The 20,938-nt window shown below is 60.6% G+C and carries 17 protein-coding genes; 10 read left to right on the forward strand and 7 right to left on the reverse strand.

All coding sequences use genetic code 11. The features are described from left to right. Nucleotides 1-476: 476 nt before the first annotated feature. Entirely contained in the window at nt 477-2,570 is a 2,094-nt protein-coding gene (locus tag TX24_RS17030; RefSeq protein ID WP_057710695.1) for a TonB-dependent siderophore receptor, read from the reverse strand. A 112-nt stretch (nt 2,571-2,682) separates the two neighbouring features. Next, nucleotides 2,683-3,843: a Do family serine endopeptidase AlgW gene (algW, locus tag TX24_RS17035; protein WP_003188388.1), complete on the reverse strand. Its 1,161-nt coding sequence runs from the start codon at nt 3,841-3,843 to the stop codon at nt 2,683-2,685. 101 nt (nt 3,844-3,944) lie between these two features. Here algW and TX24_RS17040 point away from each other — a divergent pair, with 101 nt between their 5' ends. From TX24_RS17040 to cysN, 3 genes are all read left to right on the forward strand, one after another. Then, nucleotides 3,945-4,703, forward strand: a complete 759-nt coding sequence (locus TX24_RS17040) for a Nif3-like dinuclear metal center hexameric protein (RefSeq protein WP_003188389.1) — start codon at nt 3,945-3,947, stop codon at nt 4,701-4,703. Between the two features lie 418 nt (nt 4,704-5,121). After that, nucleotides 5,122-6,039 carry a sulfate adenylyltransferase subunit CysD gene (gene cysD, locus TX24_RS17045; protein ID WP_016971196.1) on the forward strand — a complete coding sequence of 306 codons (918 nt, stop codon included), beginning with the start codon at nt 5,122-5,124 and terminating at the stop codon, nt 6,037-6,039. 9 nt (nt 6,040-6,048) lie between these two features. Then, nucleotides 6,049-7,947 carry a sulfate adenylyltransferase subunit CysN gene (gene cysN, locus TX24_RS17050; RefSeq protein WP_003188392.1) on the forward strand — a complete coding sequence of 633 codons (1,899 nt, stop codon included), beginning with the start codon at nt 6,049-6,051 and terminating at the stop codon, nt 7,945-7,947. 190 nt (nt 7,948-8,137) lie between these two features. On the opposite strand, the gene TX24_RS17055 is transcribed toward cysN, so the two are convergent. From TX24_RS17055 to TX24_RS17065, 3 genes are all read right to left on the reverse strand, one after another. Beyond that, nucleotides 8,138-9,037, reverse strand: coding sequence for an acyltransferase (locus tag TX24_RS17055; protein WP_057710696.1), 900 nt, complete (start codon nt 9,035-9,037; stop codon nt 8,138-8,140). Then, nucleotides 9,038-11,137, reverse strand: a complete 2,100-nt coding sequence (gene pta, locus TX24_RS17060; protein WP_057710697.1) for a phosphate acetyltransferase — start codon at nt 11,135-11,137, stop codon at nt 9,038-9,040. It abuts the gene before it with no gap. Between the two features lie 79 nt (nt 11,138-11,216). Continuing rightward, entirely contained in the window at nt 11,217-11,504 is a 288-nt protein-coding gene (locus TX24_RS17065) for a DUF3565 domain-containing protein (protein WP_080765560.1), read from the reverse strand. Between TX24_RS17065 and TX24_RS17070 the strand changes: the two genes are divergently transcribed. Continuing rightward, complete coding sequence (locus TX24_RS17070; protein WP_003188398.1) at nt 11,503-11,988, forward strand: FKBP-type peptidyl-prolyl cis-trans isomerase; 486 nt, start codon at nt 11,503-11,505, stop codon at nt 11,986-11,988. The two genes, TX24_RS17065 and TX24_RS17070, sit on opposite strands and share 2 nt — an antisense overlap. Before the next feature lie 263 nt (nt 11,989-12,251). Here TX24_RS17070 and rpsT read toward each other — a convergent pair whose 3' ends face one another. Then, entirely contained in the window at nt 12,252-12,530 is a 279-nt protein-coding gene (gene rpsT / locus TX24_RS17075; protein WP_003188401.1) for a 30S ribosomal protein S20, read from the reverse strand. Between the two features lie 253 nt (nt 12,531-12,783). On the opposite strand from rpsT, the gene murJ reads away from it, so the two are divergent. The 6 genes from murJ to ispH all read left to right on the forward strand — a co-directional run bounded on the left by murJ (nt 12,784) and on the right by ispH (nt 20,305). Further along, nucleotides 12,784-14,322 (forward strand): murein biosynthesis integral membrane protein MurJ, encoded by a 1,539-nt coding sequence (murJ, locus tag TX24_RS17080; RefSeq protein WP_003188402.1) that lies wholly within the window; start codon nt 12,784-12,786, stop codon nt 14,320-14,322. 119 nt (nt 14,323-14,441) lie between these two features. Beyond that, nucleotides 14,442-15,380: a bifunctional riboflavin kinase/FAD synthetase gene (gene ribF / locus TX24_RS17085; RefSeq protein ID WP_003188404.1), complete on the forward strand. Its 939-nt coding sequence runs from the start codon at nt 14,442-14,444 to the stop codon at nt 15,378-15,380. 14 nt (nt 15,381-15,394) lie between these two features. Continuing rightward, nucleotides 15,395-18,226 (forward strand): isoleucine--tRNA ligase, encoded by a 2,832-nt coding sequence (gene ileS, locus TX24_RS17090; RefSeq protein WP_003188405.1) that lies wholly within the window; start codon nt 15,395-15,397, stop codon nt 18,224-18,226. Beyond that, the gene (lspA, locus tag TX24_RS17095; protein ID WP_003188406.1) at nt 18,219-18,731 is read left to right on the forward strand and encodes a signal peptidase II; all 513 of its coding nucleotides are present in this window, start codon (nt 18,219-18,221) and stop codon (nt 18,729-18,731) included. The genes ileS and lspA overlap by 8 nt, the downstream gene beginning before the upstream one ends. A 7-nt stretch (nt 18,732-18,738) precedes the next feature. Next, nucleotides 18,739-19,176, forward strand: coding sequence for an FKBP-type peptidyl-prolyl cis-trans isomerase (locus tag TX24_RS17100; RefSeq protein WP_169855857.1), 438 nt, complete (start codon nt 18,739-18,741; stop codon nt 19,174-19,176). 181 nt (nt 19,177-19,357) lie between these two features. Beyond that, nucleotides 19,358-20,305 (forward strand): 4-hydroxy-3-methylbut-2-enyl diphosphate reductase, encoded by a 948-nt coding sequence (ispH, locus tag TX24_RS17105; RefSeq protein WP_003188409.1) that lies wholly within the window; start codon nt 19,358-19,360, stop codon nt 20,303-20,305. Here ispH and TX24_RS17110 read toward each other — a convergent pair. Then, nucleotides 20,259-20,840 (reverse strand): GspH/FimT family pseudopilin, encoded by a 582-nt coding sequence (locus tag TX24_RS17110; protein ID WP_057710698.1) that lies wholly within the window; start codon nt 20,838-20,840, stop codon nt 20,259-20,261. The two genes, ispH and TX24_RS17110, sit on opposite strands and share 47 nt — an antisense overlap. Nucleotides 20,841-20,938 lie beyond the last annotated feature (98 nt).

A 20,938-nucleotide genomic window follows, 5' to 3' on the forward strand; every position in this document is an offset into this window, starting at 1 on the left:
CTGGCTTGCCTGCGATGGCGGCCTGCCAACCGACGCTTCTCTACCTGACCCCCCGCGATCAACCTGTGGGAGCGGGCTTGCTCGCGAAGGCGGCCTGGCAGTCAACACAGTTGGATAGTGTACATATCCATTGCTGCGGTAACGGCCACCTAGGGTTCCGCTCTGACAGCGGGTCACTTTTGGAAGGACCCAAAAGTAACCAAAAGGTCCTCGCCCCACCACTCGGCACCTCGCCTAGGCTCGGTGTGCCCGAACGCAGGCTTGAATCCGTGGGCCGCCGCCACGCGCCATCCATGGCGCGGGGCGGCTAACCCGGCGTCCTGCCGGGTTAACCACGAATTCAAGCCTGCGTTCGGCCAGCGTGGTTTGACGGGGCGCCTGAGATCAAAAGCAGATCAAGATCAAGAGCGGCTCGCTTCGCATCGTGGTTACCTATGGCCATCGCAGGCAAGCCAGCTCCCACAATTTGACTGTATTTACAGATTAAGGGTCAGGCTAACCGTGAAGTTGCGCGGCTCTCCGGGGTTGACCCAATAGTTGCTGTAGGACCGCTCGTAGTACTTTTCATTGAACAGGTTGTTGAGGTTCAGCCCCACCGTCACGTTCTGCGTGGCCTTGTAATGGGCCAGCAAATCCACGGTGTGGTAGGCGGGCAGTTCGAAGCCTGTGCCGGCTTCGCCTGAGCGGTCACCTACATAGGTGAACGCTGCGCCCAGGTCTGAGCCACGTAACGCGCCGTCCTGGAATTCATACACGCCCAACACACTGCCGCTGCGCTTGGCCACGCCGAGAATGCGGCTGCCCGTGGGGATGGTTTTGTCGCCCTTGGTTACTTCGGCGTCGATGTAGGCCAAGGCGCCGATCACGCGCACGGCGTCGGTCACTTGCCCGGTTACTTGCAGGTCGAAGCCCTGGCTGCGGGCCTTGCCCATGGCGCGGTTGAGGTTGGTCGCCGGATCCAGGGTCAGCACGTTTTCCTTTTCGATATGAAAGGCCGCAAGCGTAGCGCTGAGGCGGTCGTCAAACAGCTCGCTTTTGATTCCCACCTCGTAACCCACGCCTTCTTCGGGCTTGAAGGACTTGCCGCCGGCATCCAGGCCGCTATTGGGCTTGAACGAGGTGGAGGCGTTAGCAAACACGCCGACTTCTGGCGTGAGCTGGTAGAGCAGGCCGGCACGTTGAGTGAAGGCGTCGTGGGTTTGGCGGCTCTTGGCGTGGTTGCGGGTGAAGTCGTCGGTGCTTTGTTCGAAGTGTTCCAAGCGCGCACCGATCATGCCGCGCAGGCGGTCGGTGAAGATGATCTGGTCTTGCAGGTTCAGCGCGTGGCTTTTGGTTTGTTCGAAGAAGTCGGTGCCGGAGCGTTTGCCGTTGGGTTTGGGCTGGCCGTACACCGGCTTGTAGATGTCGATGGGATAGTCCCCAGCGATCGCCGTCACACGCTCTTTCTTGCGGTAATCCTCGTATTCGGTACCGATCAACAGTTCGTGTTGCCAACTGCCTATATCGAACACCCCGCGCAGTTCCAACTGGGTGATGCTGTCGTGCCAACCGGTGGAGCGTTCACGGTAACGGCGGTTGACGCTGTGGCCGTCTGGGTTCAGCGCACGGCTTTCCGAAGCATCGCCCCACAGGCTGCCCTGTTTGTAATGACTGGCCAGACGCAGTTTCCAGGCGTCGTTGAGGTGGTGTTCCAATGCCGCCTGAATGCGGTTGTTGTGGTTGCGGATATTGCCGTCGTTGGGCTCGCCGAGGAAGGTGGAATGGGACATGCCGGTATTGGCGACGATGCCTCGGTCGAAGGTGGAGCTGTGACGCACGAACTCGCTTTCCACCAGCAGGGTGGTGTCCGGGTCCAACTGCCAACTGAAGGAGGGCGCGACGAACACGCGCTTGGCGTCGACGTGATCGCGAAAGCTGTGGTTGTCTTCAACGGCCAGATTCACCCGCGTCAGCACACGCCCCTCGCTGTCCAGCGGCGTATTCACATCCAGCGCCGTGCGGTAGCGGTCCCAACTGCCGGCGCTGGTCTGCAGCGTGGTGAAGGCCTCGGGCTGGGGTTTCTTGGTGACGATGTTCACCGTGCCGCCGGGATCGCCACGCCCGTACAGGCTGGCGGCGGGGCCCTTGAGCACCTCAATGCGTTCGATATTCGCCGCGTCCGGGGTACTGGGGTAACCGCGGTTGGCGCTGAAACCATCCTGGTAGAACTCGGACGTGGTGAAGCCGCGCACGCTGTATTCGTAGAGGGTCAGGCCGCCGAAGTTGTTTTGCTTGGACACACCGCCGGCGAATTCCAGGGCGCGTTCCACGCTGGTACTGCCCAAGTCCTTGAGCACCGTGGCCGGAATCACGCTGATCGACTGCGGGATGTCGCGCAAGGCCGTGTCGGTCTTGGTCGCACTGGCAGAGCGGGTGGCACGGTAGCCGTCGACCGGACCGGTGGCGGATTCATAGGCGTCGGAAGTGACGCTGATGGTGTCCAGCTCCAGGGTGTTTTCTTCGGCGTAGGCAGGGTCGAGCAGCAAACCCAGGGCCAGGCCGGCCAAGGGCACAAACTTTCGAGACGGCATGATAGAGCGTTCCAATAGCGATATTGAAACAATATAACATGCCTAATGAGAATGAATCGCTAAGAAATATGGCCTTACAAGCGCCCGTGAACGGGCGCTTGGGTCGCGACGGTTATTGCTCTTCTTTCACTGGCGCGGTCGCCGGTGGTGGGCGCAGGCCGATTTCCGCCGACAGTTTGATCTCCTTGCCGTTGCGCATCACCAGGATCGCCACCTTGTCGGTCGGCTTGATCCGAGCCACCTGGTTCATCGACTTGCGGCCATCACCGGCCGGGGCGCCGTCGATGCTGAGGATCACATCGCCCAGTTGCAGGCCGGCCTTCTGCGCCGGGCCGTCGCGGAAGATCCCCGCTACCACGATGCCTGGACGCCCGGTCAGGCCGAATGATTCGGCCAGTTCCTTGGTCAAGGGCTGTACTTCAATGCCCAGCCAGCCGCGAATCACCTGGCCGTGCTCGATGATCGACTTCATCACTTCCATCGCCAGCTTCACCGGGATCGCAAACCCAATGCCCTGTGAACCGCCGGACTTGGAAAAAATCGCGGTGTTGATGCCGGTCAGGTTGCCATTGGCGTCCACCAGCGCACCGCCGGAGTTGCCGGGGTTGATCGCCGCGTCGGTCTGGATGAAATCTTCGTAGCTGTTAAGGCCCAGCTGGTTGCGCCCGGTGGCGCTGATGATGCCCATGGTCACCGTCTGGCCCACCCCGAACGGGTTGCCGATGGCCAGCGCCACATCGCCCACGCGCAAACCGTCGGAGCGGCCGAGGGTGATGGCCGGTAGGTTCTTCAGATCAATCTTGAGTACCGCCAGATCCGTTTCCGGGTCGCTGCCCACCACGCGGGCCAGGGTTTCGCGGCCGTCACGCAGGGCCACCACGATCTGGTCGGCGCCGGTGGTCACGTGGTTGTTGGTGAGGATGTAGCCCTCGGGGCTCATGATCACACCGGAGCCGAGGCTGGATTCCATGCGGCGCTGCTTGGGGCCGTTGTCACCGAAATAGCGGCGAAATTGCGGGTCTTCAAACAACGGATGCGCGGGCTTGTTGATGACCTTGGTGGTGTACAGGTTGACCACCGCCGGCGCGGCAATGACCACGGCATCGGCATAGGTCACCGGGCCCTGCACCACCGTGTTGGTCTGCGGCGCCTGTTGCAGGTTCACATCCAGTGTGGGCAGGCCCACCCACTGGGGATAACGCTGGATAATCAGCATCGCGATCAGCACGCCAGCCAACAATGGCCATCCAAAAAAACGCAGTGCCTTGAGCATCAAGTAAGTCCTGACAGGTTGCAGGGGGCGCGAGAGCGCCCATAATGTCGCGCATTATACGAGGCTGCGACGCCTGCGAACGGGATATTTAGGAGTCTTTTATGGCCGTGCCCCTTACTACCCTCGTCGAGGAAGCCGACCGCTACCTCGGCAGCGCCAAAATTGCCGATTACTGCCCCAATGGCCTGCAGGTCGAGGGGCGGCCCCAAGTGATGCGCATCGTCAGCGGCGTGACCGCCAGCCAAGCGCTGCTGGACGCCGCCGTCGAGGCCAAGGCCGACCTGGTGCTGGTGCACCACGGTTACTTCTGGAAGGGCGAAAACCCCTGCATCACCGGCATGAAGCAGCGCCGCCTCAAAACCCTGCTCAAGCATGACATCAGCCTGCTGGCCTACCACTTGCCCCTGGACCTGCACGCCGATGTCGGCAACAACGTGCAACTGGCTCGCCACTTGGACATCACCGTCGAAGGCCCGCTGGACCCTGGCAACCCCAAAGTCGTCGGCCTGGTCGGCTCCCTGGCCGAGCCCCTGTCACCCCGCGACTTCGCCCGCCGCGTGCAGGACGTGATGGGCCGCGAACCGCTGCTGATCGAAGGCAGCGAGATGATTCGCCGCGTCGGCTGGTGTACCGGTGGCGGCCAGGGCTATATCGACCAGGCGATTGCCGCCGGTGTCGATTTGTACCTGAGCGGTGAAGCGTCCGAACAGACCTTCCACAGCGCCCGGGAAAACGACATCAGCTTCATCGCCGCCGGCCATCACGCTACCGAACGTTATGGCGTGCAGGCATTAGGCGACTACCTGGCGCGGCGCTTTGCCCTGGAGCACCTATTCATCGACTGCCCCAACCCGATCTAAAGCACAGCACTGAACACTGTGGGAGCTGGCTTGCCTTAATGCCAGTCAGTTAAGCGTGCATCGCCCTCTGTAGGAGCGAGCTTGCTCGCGAAAAACCGCAACGATAACGCGTGCTTCCTGAATGAACGCGGCGCCTATGAGTTTTTCGCGAGCAAGCTCGCTCCTACAAAAGCCTTAACTGACTGGCATTATGGCTTGCCTGCGATGGCATCACCTCGGTCAGCCTAAATGAGCACGGCGCCTGTATCGCAGGCAAGCCAGCTCCCACATTGGCCGAGTTGAGCGCCAAACTCGGCGGCATATTCATATATCGTTTCGGTCTAGCTGGTGCCCTAAATAGAAGAAGTCGCTGTGCTAGCATGCCTCGCTCGAACACGGCCCGCTGGCCGTCCATAAGATCGTTTTTCCGTGAGTAACCATGGTCGACAAACTGACGCATCTGAAACAGCTGGAGGCGGAAAGCATCCACATCATCCGCGAGGTCGCCGCCGAGTTCGATAATCCGGTGATGCTCTACTCGATCGGTAAAGACTCCGCCGTGATGCTGCACCTGGCACGCAAGGCCTTCTTCCCAGGCAAGCTGCCGTTCCCGGTGATGCACGTCGACACCCGCTGGAAATTCCAGGAAATGTACAAGTTCCGCGACAAGATGGTCGAGGAGCTGGGCCTGGACCTCATCACCCACATAAACCCCGATGGCGTGGCGCAGAACATCAACCCGTTCACCCACGGCAGTGCCAAGCACACCGATATCATGAAGACCGAGGGCCTCAAGCAGGCGCTGGACAAGCATGGTTTCGACGCCGCATTCGGCGGTGCCCGTCGCGATGAAGAGAAATCCCGTGCCAAAGAACGCGTGTACTCGTTCCGCGACAGCAAACACCGCTGGGATCCAAAAAACCAACGCCCGGAGCTGTGGAACGTCTACAACGGCAATGTCAACAAGGGTGAGTCGATCCGCGTGTTCCCGCTGTCCAACTGGACCGAGCTGGACATCTGGCAGTACATCTACCTTGAAGGCATCCCGATTGTGCCGCTGTATTTCGCCGCCGAGCGCGAGGTGATCGAGAAGAACGGCACGTTGATCATGATCGACGACGACCGCATCCTCGAGCACCTGTCCGACGAAGACAAAGCCCGCATCGTCAAAAAGAAAGTACGTTTCCGCACCCTTGGCTGCTACCCGTTGACGGGGGCGGTGGAGTCCGAAGCCGAGACGCTGACGGACATCATTCAGGAAATGCTCCTGACGCGAACTTCCGAGCGCCAGGGCCGTGTCATCGACCACGATGGTGCCGGCTCGATGGAAGATAAAAAACGTCAAGGCTATTTCTAAGGGGCTGTCATGTCGCATCAATCTGATTTGATCAGCGAGGACATCCTCGCCTACCTGGGCCAGCACGAGCGCAAAGAGATGTTGCGCTTCCTGACCTGCGGCAACGTCGATGACGGCAAGAGCACCCTGATCGGGCGCCTGCTGCACGACTCCAAGATGATCTACGAAGATCACCTGGAAGCCATTACCCGCGATTCGAAAAAATCCGGCACCACCGGTGACGATATCGACCTGGCGTTGCTGGTCGATGGCCTGCAGGCCGAGCGTGAGCAGGGCATCACCATTGATGTTGCCTACCGCTATTTCTCCACCGCCAAACGCAAATTCATCATCGCCGATACCCCCGGCCATGAACAGTACACCCGCAACATGGCCACCGGTGCGTCCACCTGTGACCTGGCGATCATCCTGATCGACGCTCGCTACGGCGTGCAGACCCAGACCCGTCGTCACAGCTACATCGCCTCGTTGCTGGGCATCAAACACATCGTGGTGGCCATCAACAAGATGGACATCAACGGCTTTGACCAAAGCGTATTCGAGTCGATCAAGGCCGATTACCTGAAGTTCGCCGAAGGTATCGCGTTCAAGCCGAGCACCCTGGCCTTCGTGCCGATGTCGGCGCTCAAGGGCGACAACGTGGTGAACAAGAGCGAGCGTTCGCCCTGGTACACCGGCCAGTCGCTGATGGAGATCTTGGAGACTGTCGAGATCGCCAATGATCGCAACTACACCGACCTGCGTTTCCCGGTGCAGTACGTCAACCGCCCGAACCTGAACTTCCGTGGGTTTGCCGGCACCCTGGCGAGCGGCATCGTGCACAAGGGCGACGAAGTGGTTGTGTTGCCGTCGGGCAAGAGCAGCCGCGTCAAATCCATCGTCACCTTTGAAGGTGAGCTGGAACACGCAGGCCCAGGCCAGGCCGTGACCTTGACCATGGAAGATGAGATCGACATCTCCCGTGGCGACCTGCTGGTGCATGCCGACAACGTGCCGCAAGTGACCGACGCCTTCGACGCCATGCTGGTGTGGATGGCCGAAGAACCGATGCTGCCGGGCAAGAAATACGACATCAAACGCGCCACCAGCTACGTGCCGGGTTCCATCACCAGCATCGTGCACCGCGTGGACGTAAACACCCTGGCCGAAGGCCCGGCGAGTTCGCTGCAGCTCAACGAGATTGGCCGGGTCAAGGTCAGCCTGGACGCCGCCATCGCCCTGGACGGTTACGACAGCAACCGCACCACCGGCGCGTTTATCGTGATCGACCGCTTGACCAACGGTACAGTGGCCGCGGGTATGATCATCGCACCGCCGGTGGGTCATGGCGGCGCAGCGCAGCACGGCAGCCTGGCGCATGTTGCCACCGAAGAGCGCGCCCTGCGTTTCGGCCAGCAGCCGGCCACGGTGTTGTTCAGCGGCTTGTCGGGCGCTGGCAAGAGCACCCTGGCCTATGCGGTTGAGCGCAAGCTGTTCGACATGGGCCGTGCGGTGTTCGTACTGGATGGCCAGAACCTGCGCCACGACCTGAACAAAGGGTTGCCGCAGGACCGTGCCGGGCGTACCGAGAACTGGCGTCGTGCCGCTCATGTGGCGCGCCAGTTCAACGAAGCCGGCCTGCTGACCCTGGCGGCCTTCGTTGCCCCGGATGCCGAAGGCCGTGAACAGGCCAAGGCGCTGATTGGTGCGGACCGACTGCTGACCGTCTACGTGCAGGCATCGCCGTTGGTGTGCGCCGAGCGTGACCCGCAAGGGTTGTACGCGGCCGGTGGGGATAACATCCCTGGCGAATCCTTCCCGTATGACGTGCCGTTGAATGCCGACCTGGTAATCGACACTCAGGCGTTGTCGCTGGAAGACAGCGTCAAGCAAGTGCTGGAGCTGTTGCGTCAGCGCGGCGCGATCTAAACCTCGCAGCCATCAAAAAGCCCGCCATCGATCACTCGGTGGCGGGCTTTTTACATATTCTCAAATGTGAACTCGATCACTGTGGGAGCTGGCTTGCCTGCGATGGCGGACTGTCAGTTTATTTATCCTTAGCTGATCCACCGCTATCGCAGGCAAGCCAGCTCCCACATTAGCTTGCTTCCACATGTGATCAGCGGCTGGCCGGAAAGTCTTTGTGAAGCTGCTCCAGCAATGCATCCTTGTCTTGCCACAACTGGTTGATCCAGCCCTGGAACGCTAACCGATATTCCCCATCCTGCTCATAATTCTTGCCGATGAACTCAGCCGGGATCTGCACCTCTTCAAAGTGCACCACCACGTCCTTCACATTGCCGCACAGCAGATCCCAATAGCCTGGGCGCCCGCCGGGGTAGTGGATGGTCACATTCACCAGTGATTTGAGCTGCTCGCCCATGGCATCCAGCACAAACGCAATACCGCCCGCCTTGGGTTTAAGCAGGTAGCGAAACGGTGACTGCTGCTGCGCATGCTTGCCCGGGGTAAAGCGTGTGCCTTCGGCAAAGTTGAAAATCCCCACGGGGTTGTCGCGAAACTTCGCACAGGTCTTGCGCGTGGTTTCCAGGTCTTTGCCTTTCTTCTCCGGGTGCTTCTCCAAATAAGCCTTGCTGTAGCGCTTCATGAAGGGAAAGCCCAGTGCCCACCACGCCAGGCCAATCACGGGTACCCAGATCAGCTCTTGCTTGAGGAAGAACTTCAGCGGGCGAATGCGCCGATTGAGCACGTACTGCAACACCATGATGTCGACCCAGCTCTGATGGTTGCTGGTCACCAGGTACGAGTGCTGGTAGTCCAAGCCCTCAAGGCCAGTCAGGTGCCAGCGCGTACGGCGCACCAGGTTCATCCAGCCCTTGTTGTTGGTAACCCAGGCTTCATGGGTGTGGTTCATCAGCCATTCGCTCAGGCGCTTGGCGAACGGCAGCGCCTTGAACAACGCCACGATAAACAGGAACGAACACAGCAGGATCGTGTTCAGCGCCAGCAACAGCGAAGCGATCACCCCGCGCACGGCGGCAGGTAGAAAATCCAGCATTTAGATATCCATGGGTCGGTTGGCGGCTTGGATCGCCGTCAGGGCGATGGTGTACACGATGTCGTCCACCTGGGCGCCACGTGGCAGGTCATTGACCGGTTTGCGCAGGCCCTGGAGCATCGGCCCCAGGCTCACGCAATCGGCGCTGCGTTGTACGGCTTTGTGGGTGGTGTTGCCGGTGTTCAGGTCCGGGAACACAAAGACGGTGGCCTTGCCTGCCACCTGGCTGTTGGGCGCCAGTTGCCGGGCGACGTTTTCGTTGGCGGCGGCGTCGTATTGCAACGGGCCGTCGATCAGCAGCGAGCTTTGTTGCTCGTGGGCGAGCAGGGTGGCTTCGCGGACTTTTTCCACCTCCTCGCCGCTGGCCGAGTCACCGCTGGAATAGCTGATCATCGCCACCCGTGGCGTGATGCCGAACGCGGCCGCCGAGTCGGCGCTTTGCAGGGCGATCTCTGCCAGTTCTGCAGCGCTTGGGTGCGGGTTCATCACGCAATCGCCGTACACCAGCACCTGCTCGGGGAACAGCATGAAGAACACCGACGACACCAGGGTGCAGCCCGGCGCGGTCTTGATCAGTTGCAGCGCTGGGCGAATGGTATTGGCGGTTGAGTGAATCACGCCGGAGACCAGGCCATCCACTTCGTCGAGGGCGAGCATCATGGTGGCGATCACCACGGTGTCTTCCAGTTGTTGCTCGGCCATGGGCGCGTTGAGGCTCTTGCTCTTGCGCAAGGCGACCATTGGCTCCACGTAGCGTTGGCGAATCAGGTCGGGGTCGAGAATCTCCAGGCCTTCGGGCAGGTCGATACCCTGGGCGCGGGCGACCGCTTCCACATCCGCAGGCTTGGCCAGCAGCACGCAACGGGCAATGCCGCGGGCCTGGCAGATTGCGGCGGCCTGTACGGTCAGCGGCTCGCTGCCTTCGGGTAGCACGATGCGTTTGTTGGCGGCCTGGGCGCGTTGGATCAGTTGGTAGCGGAACACCGCCGGCGACAGGCGCATCTCCCGTGGCGTGCCGCAACGCTGGTGCAGCCAGCGCGCATCGAGGTGGCTGGCGACGAAATCGGTGATGATTTCCGCACGCTCGCGGTCATCGATGGGGATTTCCTTGTTGAGGCTATTGAGCTGGTTGGCGGTGTCATAGGAGCCGGTGCTCACCGACAACACCGGCAACCCGGCCTGGAAGGCGCCTCGGCACAGATCCATGATGCGCGGGTCGGGCAGGGTGTCGCTGGTCAGCAGCAGCCCGGCCAGCGGCACGCCATTGATGGCGGCCAGACTGACGGCGAGGATGATGTCGTCGCGATCGCCCGGGGTTACCACCAACACACCGGGCTTGAGCAGCTCGACGGTGTTACGCATGGTGCGCGCGCAAATGATGATCTTGGTCATGCGCCGGCTTTCGTAGTCACCGGCGTTGAGGATCTGCGCGCCCATCAGGTCGGCTACATCGCGGGTGCGCGGGGCGTTGAGCTCGGGTTGGTAGGGGATGCAGCCGAGCAGCCGGAAATCACCGCTGCGCAACAGCGGCGAATGCTCTTTGAGGCGCGCCGAGAAGGCTTCCATGCTTTCGTCGGTGCGTACCTTGTTGAGGATGACGCCCAGCACTTTCGGGTCTTTAGGGCCGCCAAACAGTTGGGCCTGCAATTCCACGCGGCCGGAAAGCTCGGTGAGCACTTCGTTTTCCGGGGCCGAGACGAGGATTACTTCAGCGTCCAGGCTCTTGGCCAGGTGCAGGTTGACCCGTGCCGCATAGCTGGCGCTACGGGTCGGTACCATGCCTTCGACGATCAGCACGTCTTTGCCTACGGCCGCCTGCTGGTACAGGGTGATGATTTCTTCGAGCAGCTCATCGAGCTGGCCGTCACCGAGCATGCGCTCTACGTGAGCCAAGCCCAGAGGCTGCGGCGGTTTCAGGCCGTGGGTGCGTGCCACCAGCTCGGTGGAACGTTCCGGCCCGGTATCGCCAGGGTGTGGCTGGGCGATGGGTTTGAAAAAACCGACTTTCAGGCCGGCCCGTTCCAGGGTGCGCACCAGCCCAAGGCTGGTGGAGGTCAGACCCACACCAAAATCGGTGGGCGCGATAAAAAAAGTCTGCATGCGAATTCTCTGGAGGTGCATGGCTTGGGTGGCGCTCTATGGGTGAGTGCCTACCGCGAATCAGGCGCCAAGGTTATCGTTATTCGTGCCCTTGCGCACACCAGCCGCACGCAAAGGCCTGGCCTATTTTTTCAAGGCGTTGCGCGGGGTCGAGCACCCAGGCGCGTGACTGCCAGGGCGGCTGGTGGCGCAAATGCTGGGTGTGGCCGCAAGACAGCTCGACCACCCAGTGCCCATCGTCGTCCTGATGAAAACCTGTGATCGTGACCGTTGATCGGCCCCGTCCGTCCGGGTTCCGTTCGCTTTCGGGCAAATCCTTGTTTAGACTTGTCCGTTCTTCATTCTTTTGCAAAAGGTCTCGCCCCATGACGATCGCCGCTAACAAGGCTGTCTCCATCGACTATACCCTGACCAACGACGCTGGTGAGGTCATCGACAGCTCCGCCGGCGGCGCGCCGCTGGTTTACCTGCAAGGCGCAGGCAACATCATCCCGGGCCTGGAAAAGGCTCTGGAAGGCAAGAACGTCGGTGACGAACTGACCGTCGCCGTAGAACCTGAAGATGCCTACGGCGAATACTCCGCCGAACTGGTCAGTACCTTGAGCCGCAGCATGTTCGAAGGTGTTGATGAGCTGGAAGTGGGCATGCAGTTCCACGCTTCGGCGCCGGACGGCCAAATGCAGATCGTTACCATCCGCGACCTGGACGGCGATGACGTGACCGTTGACGGCAACCACCCTCTGGCTGGCCAGCGCCTGAACTTCCAAGTGAAGATCGTAGCCATCCGCGACGCTTCCCAGGAAGAAGTGGCTCACGGCCACGTCCACGGTGAAGGCGGTCATCACCATTGATTGATGTTTTGATCAAGTGGTAGCAAAAACGCCCCGACTGGTTCGGGGCGTTTTTTTTGCCCTGGGCTCACTGTAGGAGCGAGCTTGCTCGCGAAAAACCCGAGACCCCCGCTGGGCGCCAGGCTTCCCGCGTCATCGTTAACGATCTTCGCGAGCAAGCTCGCTCCTACAGTTTCAGGCACACACAAAAATGCCCCGAACCTTTCGGTACGGGGCATTTTTTAACTGTTACACAGCCTGAGCTGCGTTGCAGTTGTTACCACTTAGGCTGCAGCAGGAACGCTCAGAGCCTTGATGTGGCCATTCAGGCGGCTCTTATGGCGAGCGGCCTTGTTCTTGTGGATGATGCCTTTATCGGCCATACGGTCGATAACAGGCACAGCCAGAACGTAAGCTGCTTGAGCTTTTTCAGCGTCTTTGGTGTCGATGGCTTTGACTACATTCTTGATGTAGGTGCGAACCATGGAACGCAGGCTGGCGTTGTGGCTGCGACGCTTCTCAGCCTGTTTTGCACGTTTTTTGGCGGAAGGTGTGTTGGCCACCGTCGAGCTCCTCGAAAGACTTTTTAGGAAATAGCAAACAAAATAGGCCGCGAATCATGCCGATGACTTGACGGGTTGTCAAGGGCGGCTGATGCGAACTGCTGAGTGGTCGATCTGAAGAGGCGGGTGATTTATTTCCGGCGCTTGACCTGTAAACTCGCGAGCTTTGGCTCTGTGCTGTTGCAGGCGCGCAGTATCGCATAAGTGGGCGCGTAGTTCGCCTGCTCTTTATCTATAGGCGCAAACTCTTTCAATGAATCTGCTCAAATCGTTGGCTGCCGTCAGCTCTATCACAATGATCTCCCGGGTATTGGGGTTTGTGCGTGACACCCTGCTGGCACGCATCTTTGGCGCCAGCATGGCCACGGATGCGTTCTTTATTGCCTTTAAACTGCCCAACCTGCTGCGGCGGATCTTCGCTGAGGGCGCATTTTCCCAAGCGTTCGTGCCGATTCTGGCCGAATACAAGACCCAGCATGGCGAGGAGGCAACTCGTACGTTCATCGCCTACGTGTCGGGTTTGCTGACGCTGGTGCTGATGCTGGTAACCGTCGTCGGGATGCTCGCCGCGCCCTGGGTGATCTGGGCCACGGCGCCCGGTTTTGCCAATACGCCGGAAAAGTTCGCGCTGACTACTGATCTGCTGCGGGTGACCTTTCCTTATATATTGCTGATTTCCCTGTCTTCGCTCGCCGGGGCGATCCTCAATACCTGGAACCGTTTCTCGGTACCGGCTTTTGTGCCGACCTTGCTGAACGTCAGCATGATTATTTTTGCGCTGTTCCTTACGCCGTATTTCGATCCACCCGTCATGGCCCTGGGCTGGGCGGTCCTGGCCGGCGGCCTGGCGCAGTTGCTGTACCAACTGCCCCACCTGAAAAAAATCGGCATGCTTGTACTGCCGCGCTTGAACCTCAAGGATTCCGGCGTCTGGCGCGTGATGCGCAACATGCTGCCGGCGATCCTCGGGGTGTCGGTCAGTCAGATTTCCCTGATCATCAACACCGCGTTCGCCTCGTTGCTGGTGTCCGGCTCGGTGTCGTGGATGTACTACGCCGACCGCTTGATGGAATTGCCATCCGGTGTGCTGGGCGTGGCGTTGGGCACCATCCTGCTGCCGACCCTGGCGCGTACCTACGCCAGCAAGGACCGCCAGGAATACTCACGCATTCTCGATTGGGGCCTGCGCCTGTGCTTTTTGCTGGTGTTGCCGTGCGCCTTGGCCCTGGGCATCCTCGCCGAGCCGTTGACGGTCTCGCTGTTTCAATACGGGCAGTTCGACGCCCATGACGCCTTGATGACCCAGCATGCGCTGGTCGCCTACTCCGTGGGCCTGCTTGGTATTATCGTGATCAAAGTGCTGGCGCCCGGCTTCTACGCCCAGCAGAACATCCGCACCCCGGTGAAAATCGCGATTTTCACCCTGGTCGTTACACAATTGCTCAACCTGGTGTTTATCGGCCCGCTGGCCCACGCCGGCCTGGCCTTGGCGATCAGCGCGGGTGCGTGCATAAACGCAGGCCTGCTGTTTTACCAATTGCGTAAACAACAGATGTACCAACCACAGCCAGGCTGGGGCGTGTTTGCGTTCAAACTGCTGGTGGCGGTAGCCGCGATGTCGGTTGTGCTGTTTGGCCTGATGCACATCATGCCGGCCTGGGGCCAAGGCAATATGCTGGAGCGCTTCATGCGCCTGGGTGTATTGGTAGTAGCGGGCGTGGTGGTGTACTTCGGCATGTTGCTGTTGCAGGGTTTTCGCCTGCGCGATTTCAATCGCAAGTCGCTGGGGTAGCGAGTTTGCCGTGATAAAACGGTTGTTTTATCGATTCGACCCATTTGGCCTGCGCTGTTGCCTGTCGTCCGGGGCTGGGTGTGGTTATAATCGACCACTTTATGAGCAAGAAGCGCGTTATGCAGCTGGTTCGAGGTCTCCACAACCTGCGCCCCGAGCACCGGGGCTGCGTCGCCACTATTGGCAACTTTGACGGTGTTCACCGTGGCCACCAGGCTATCCTGGCTCGGTTGCGCGAGCGTGCGGTCGAGTTGGGCGTGCCCAGCTGCGTGGTGATTTTCGAACCACAACCGCGGGAGTTCTTTACCCCGGAAACGGCGCCGGCCCGCTTGGCGCGCTTGCGGGACAAGTTGCAGCTGTTGGCGGAAGAGGGCGTGGACCGTGTCCTCTGCCTGGCTTTCAACCAGCGTTTGCGCAGCCTCAGCGCCGCCGAGTTCGTCGACCGCATCCTGGTGGACGGCCTGGGCGTGCAGCACCTGGAGGTCGGCGACGACTTCCATTTCGGTTGTGACCGGGTCGGGGATTTCGATTTCCTGCAGCATGCCGGCGTCAACCAGGGTTTCACTGTCGAAGCCGCGCAAACCGTCGAACTGGACGGCCTGCGCGTGAGCAGCACCCAGGTGCGTAACGCCCTGGCCGCCGCCGACTTCGACCTGGCCGAGCGTTTGCTCGGTCGCCCGTTCCGCATTGCCGGGCGGGTACTGCACGGCCAGAAGCTGGCGCGCCAACTGGGCACGCCAACCGCCAACGTGCAACTCAAGCGCCGCCGTGTGCCGCTGACCGGGGTTTACCTGGTGAGCGTCGACATCGACGGCCAATCGTGGCCAGGAGTCGCCAATATAGGCGTCAGGCCCACGGTTGCAGGTGATGGCAAGGCCCACCTGGAAGTTCACCTTTTGGATTTTGCCGGTGATTTATACGACCGGCGTTTGACGGTGGTTTTCCACCAGAAGCTGCGTGAAGAGCAGCGTTTCGCCTCCCTTGAGGCGTTGAAAACGGCGATCAATGCGGATGTCGCCGCCGCCCGTGCACTAGCCGCACCTAGCGCCCATCGCTAACCGAAGAGCCTTAAATGACCGACTATAAAGCCACGCTAAACCTTCCGGACACCGCCTTCCCAATGAAGGCCGGCCTGCCACAGCGCGAACCGCAGATCCTGCAGCGCTGGGACAGTATTGGCCTGTACGGAAAGTTGCGCGAAATTGGCAAGGATCGTCCGAAATTCGTCCTGCACGACGGCCCTCCTTATGCCAACGGCACGATTCACATCGGTCATGCGCTGAACAAGATTCTCAAGGACATGATCCTGCGCTCCAAGACCCTGTCGGGCTTCGACGCGCCGTATGTCCCGGGCTGGGACTGCCATGGCCTGCCGATCGAACACAAAGTCGAAGTGACCTACGGCAAGAACCTGGGCGCGGATAAAACCCGCGAACTGTGCCGTGCCTACGCCGCCGAACAGATCGAAGGGCAGAAGTCTGAATTCATCCGCCTGGGTGTGCTGGGCGAGTGGGACAACCCCTACAAGACCATGAATTTCAAGAACGAGGCCGGTGAAATCCGTGCCTTGGCCGAAATCGTCAAGGGCGGTTTCGTGTTCAAGGGCCTCAAGCCCGTGAACTGGTGCTTCGACTGCGGTTCGGCCCTGGCCGAAGCGGAAGTGGAGTACGAAGACAAGAAGTCCTCGACCATCGACGTGGCCTTCCCGATCGCCGACGACGCCAAGCTGGCCCAGGCGTTCGGCCTGGCAAGCCTGGCCAAGCCGGCCGCCATCGTGATCTGGACCACCACCCCCTGGACCATCCCGGCCAACCAGGCGCTGAACGTGCACCCGGAATTCACCTACGCCCTGGTGGACGTCGGTGATCGCCTGCTGGTGCTGGCCGAGGAAATGGTCGAGTCGTGCCTGGCGCGTTACGAACTGCAAGGTTCGGTGATCGCCACCACCACCGGTTCTGCGCTGGAGCTGATCAACTTCCGTCACCCGTTCTATGAACGTCTGTCGCCGGTGTACCTGGCTGACTACGTCGAGCTGGGTTCGGGTACTGGCATTGTTCACTGCTCGCCTGCCTATGGTGTGGACGACTTCGTGATCTGCAAGAAGTACGGCATGGTCAACGATGACATCATCAACCCGGTGCAGAGCAACGGCGTATACGTGCCTTCGCTCGAGTTCTTCGGTGGCCAGTTCATCTTCAAGGCCGATCAACCGATCATCGAAAAGCTGCGTGAAGTCGGTGCGTTGATGCAAACCGCCACCATCCAGCACAGCTACATGCATTGCTGGCGTCACAAGACCCCGCTGATCTACCGCGCTACGGCGCAGTGGTTTATCGGCATGGACAAAGAGCCGACCAGCGGCGACACCCTGCGTGTACGTTCGCTCAAAGCCATCGAGGACACCACGTTCGTCCCGGCCTGGGGCCAGGCGCGCCTGCACTCGATGATCGCCAACCGTCCGGACTGGTGCATCTCCCGCCAACGTAACTGGGGCGTGCCGATCCCGTTCTTCCTGAACAAGGAAAGCGGTGAACTGCACCCGCGCACCGTGGAGTTGATGGAAGTCGTGGCTCAGCGCGTTGAGCAAGAAGGCATCGAAGCCTGGTTCAAGCTGGACGCCGCCGAGCTGCTGGGCGACGAAGCGCCGCTGTACGACAAGATCAGCGACACCCTCGACGTGTGGTTCGATTCGGGCACCACTCACTGGCACGTGCTGCGTGGCTCGCACCCGATGGGTCACGAGACCGGCCCGCGCGCCGACCTGTACCTGGAAGGTTCGGACCAACACCGTGGCTGGTTCCACTCGTCATTGCTGACCGGTTGCGCCATCGACAACCACGCGCCGTACCGCGAGCTGCTGACTCACGGTTTCACCGTCGACGAGACGGGCCGCAAGATGTCCAAGTCGCTGAAGAACGTGATCGAACCGAAAAAGATCAACGACACCTTGGGCGCCGACATCATGCGTCTGTGGGTGGCCTCCACCGATTACTCGGGTGAAATCGCCGTGTCGGACCAGATCCTGGCCCGCAGCGCCGACGCCTACCGTCGTATCCGCAATACCGCACGCTTCCTGCTGTCGAACCTGACCGGTTTCAACCCGGCCACCGACCTGCTGCCGGCCGAGGACATGCTCGCGCTGGACCGTTGGGCCGTGGACCGTACCCTGTTGCTGCAGCGTGAGCTGCAAGAGCACTACGGCGAATACCGCTTCTGGAACGTCTACTCCAAGATCCACAACTTCTGCGTGCAGGAGCTGGGCGGTTTCTACCTCGACATCATCAAGGACCGCCAGTACACCACCGGCGCCAACAGCAAGGCGCGCCGTTCGGCGCAGACCGCGCTGTACCACATCAGCGAAGCGCTGGTGCGCTGGATCGCACCGATCCTGGCGTTCACCGCCGACGAGCTGTGGGAATACCTGCCGGGCGAGCGTAACGAGTCCGTCATGCTCAACACCTGGTACGAAGGCTTGACCGAACTGCCGGCCGACTTCGAACTGGGCCGCGAGTACTGGGCAGGCGTCATGGCCGTCAAGGTTGCGGTGAACAAGGAGCTGGAAGTCCAACGTGCGGCCAAGGCCGTGGGTGGCAACCTGCAAGCCGAAGTCACCCTGTTTGCCGAGGATGGCCTGACCGCCGACCTGGCCAAGCTGAGCAACGAACTGCGCTTCGTGCTGATCACCTCCACCGCGAGCCTGGCACCTTTCGCCCAGGCCCCGGCAGATGCCGTGGTCACCGAGGTACCGGGCCTGAAGCTCAAGGTGGTGAAGTCGGCCTTCCCTAAATGCGCCCGTTGCTGGCACTGCCGTGAAGATGTCGGCGTGAACCCTGAGCACCCGGAAATCTGTGGTCGTTGTGTCGACAACATCAGCGGTGAAGGCGAGGTTCGCCACTATGCCTAATGCAGCCAGTCGTTTCGGACGTCTGGGCTGGCTCGTACTGAGCCTGCTGGTACTGGTCATCGACCAGGTCAGCAAGGCTCACTTCGAGGGCTCCCTGGAAATGTTCCAGCAAATCGTGGTGATCCCGGATTACTTCAGTTGGACCCTGGCCTACAACACCGGCGCCGCCTTCAGCTTCCTGGCTGACGGCGGTGGCTGGCAGCGCTGGCTGTTCGCGGTGATCGCCGTGGTGGTCAGTGCCGTGCTGGTGGTGTGGCTAAAGCGTCTGGGCCGCGACGACACCTGGCTGGCCATCGCGCTGGCCCTGGTGTTGGGCGGCGCGCTGGGTAATCTGTATGACCGCATCGCCCTGGGCCATGTGATCGACTTCATCCTGGTGCATTGGCAGAACCGCCACTACTTCCCGGCGTTCAACTTTGCCGACAGCGCCATTACCGTTGGTGCAATCATGCTGGCGCTGGATATGTTCAAGAGCAAGAAAACCGGAGAAACCGTCAATGACTGATCAGGTATTGGCTGAGCAACGCATCGGCCAGAACACGGAAGTCACTTTGCATTTTGCATTGCGCCTGGAAAATGGCGACACGGTCGACAGCACCTTCGACAAAGCCCCGGCGACCTTCAAGGTTGGCGACGGTAACCTGCTGCCTGGTTTTGAAGCGGCATTGTTCGGGTTCAAGGCGGGCGACAAGCGCAACCTGCAGATCCTGCCGGAAAACGCCTTCGGCCAGCCCAACCCGCAAAACGTGCAGATCATCCCGCGTTCGCAGTTTGAAGGCATGGACCTGTCGGAAGGCTTGCTGGTGATCTTCAATGATGCGGCGAATACCGAATTGCCCGGAGTGGTTAAAGCGTTCGATGATGCGCAAGTGACCATCGACTTCAACCATCCGTTGGCCGGTAAAACCTTGACGTTTGATGTTGAAATCATCGACGTTAAAGCGCTCTAACTGACGAAACCGGTTCCTGTGGGGCTGGCTTGTGTGGGAGCTGGCTTGCCTGCGATAGCATCACCTCGGTGTACCTGATACATCGAGTCGTTTGCATCGCGGGCAAGCCCGCTCCCACAGAGGCTTATTCTATAGAGCTGAGTTGATCCAATTTCTTGGCCTGCAAGGCACGAGGCACAGCATGCAAATCAAACTCGCCAACCCCCGTGGCTTCTGCGCTGGCGTGGACCGGGCGATCGAAATCGTCAACCGCGCTTTGGAAGTCTTCGGGCCGCCGATTTATGTGCGCCACGAAGTCGTCCATAACAAGTTCGTGGTCGAAGACCTGCGCGCACGCGGTGCGATCTTTGTCGAAGAGCTCGACCAGGTACCCGACGACGTTATCGTCATCTTCAGTGCCCATGGCGTGTCCCAGGCCGTGCGTACCGAAGCGGCCGGCCGTGGCCTTAAAGTGTTCGATGCCACCTGCCCGCTGGTGACCAAGGTGCACATCGAGGTAGCGCGTTATAGCCGCGACGGCCGCGAATGCATCCTGATCGGCCATGCCGGTCACCCGGAAGTCGAAGGCACCATGGGCCAGTACGATGCCAGCAACGGCGGCGCCATCTACCTGGTGGAAGACGAAAAAGACGTTGCCAACCTGCAGGTGCACAACCCTGATCGCCTGGCTTTCGTCACCCAGACCACCTTGTCCATGGACGATACCAGCCGCGTCATCGACGCCCTGCGCACGCGGTTTCCTGCTATTGGCGGCCCCCGCAAGGATGACATCTGCTACGCCACGCAAAACCGCCAGGATGCGGTCAAGCAATTGGCGGACGAATGCGATGTAGTGCTGGTGGTCGGCAGCCCTAACAGTTCCAACTCCAACCGCCTGCGCGAGCTGGCCGAGCGCATGGCCACACCGGCGTACCTGATCGACGGCGCCGAAGACATGCAGCGCAGCTGGTTCGACGGTGTCGAGCGTATCGGCATCACGGCGGGCGCCTCCGCTCCGGAAGTACTGGTGCGCGGCGTGATCCAACAGTTGCAAGCCTGGGGTGCCACCGGCGCCGATGAGCTGGCGGGTCGTGAAGAGAACATCACGTTCTCGATGCCCAAGGAACTGCGGGTCCGCTCGCTGCTCTGACGGCCAGGGTGCTGGAATAGCCTCGGCATAATGCCTGCTCGGTCTTATCACTGCGCAGGCTGACGCGCCCGCTGGGGGCCAGTACGATCTGATACAGGCTCTGTGCCTGGTCCTTGTCACACACATGCACGGTGCCGGCACGAAATCCCCCGCCGGCGAACACCGGCTCTCCCAAGCCGCTGAAGCGCACCTGGCTTGTCACCGGGCCATTACCGGCGACCGGCACGCGCCCACTGCTTTCACGCTCCAGCAATATTGGATTGTCGTCATCCAGGTGGCCGCGCCCACTTACATCCAGTATCACGCGCCATCCCAGGCTCCAGTCCTCGTCCTTTGCATGAATGACCACCGCCCGGTTGCGCGCGATGGCCTCGGTGCCTGCGTAGCGCAACCCGGAGGCGAGTGCTTGGGCCGCGTTTTGTCGTTGCTGCGATTCAAGCAAACCCTTGAAACCGGGTACGGCCAGTTGCGCTAGAAAACTGGTGACGATCAGCCCCAGCAACATTTCAATCAGGGTGAATCCTTGTTGTTTCATGTGCGTTCTCTCCTTGGGCACGAGTGGGTTGTCTAGGTATAGCGCTTGGTCCTTGGCGCTGGATGATGGCCTTTATGTCCAAAGTATTTCCCTTTGTT

Source organism: Pseudomonas lactis (assembly GCF_001439845.1).
GTDB classification, from domain to species: domain Bacteria; phylum Pseudomonadota; class Gammaproteobacteria; order Pseudomonadales; family Pseudomonadaceae; genus Aquipseudomonas; species Aquipseudomonas lactis.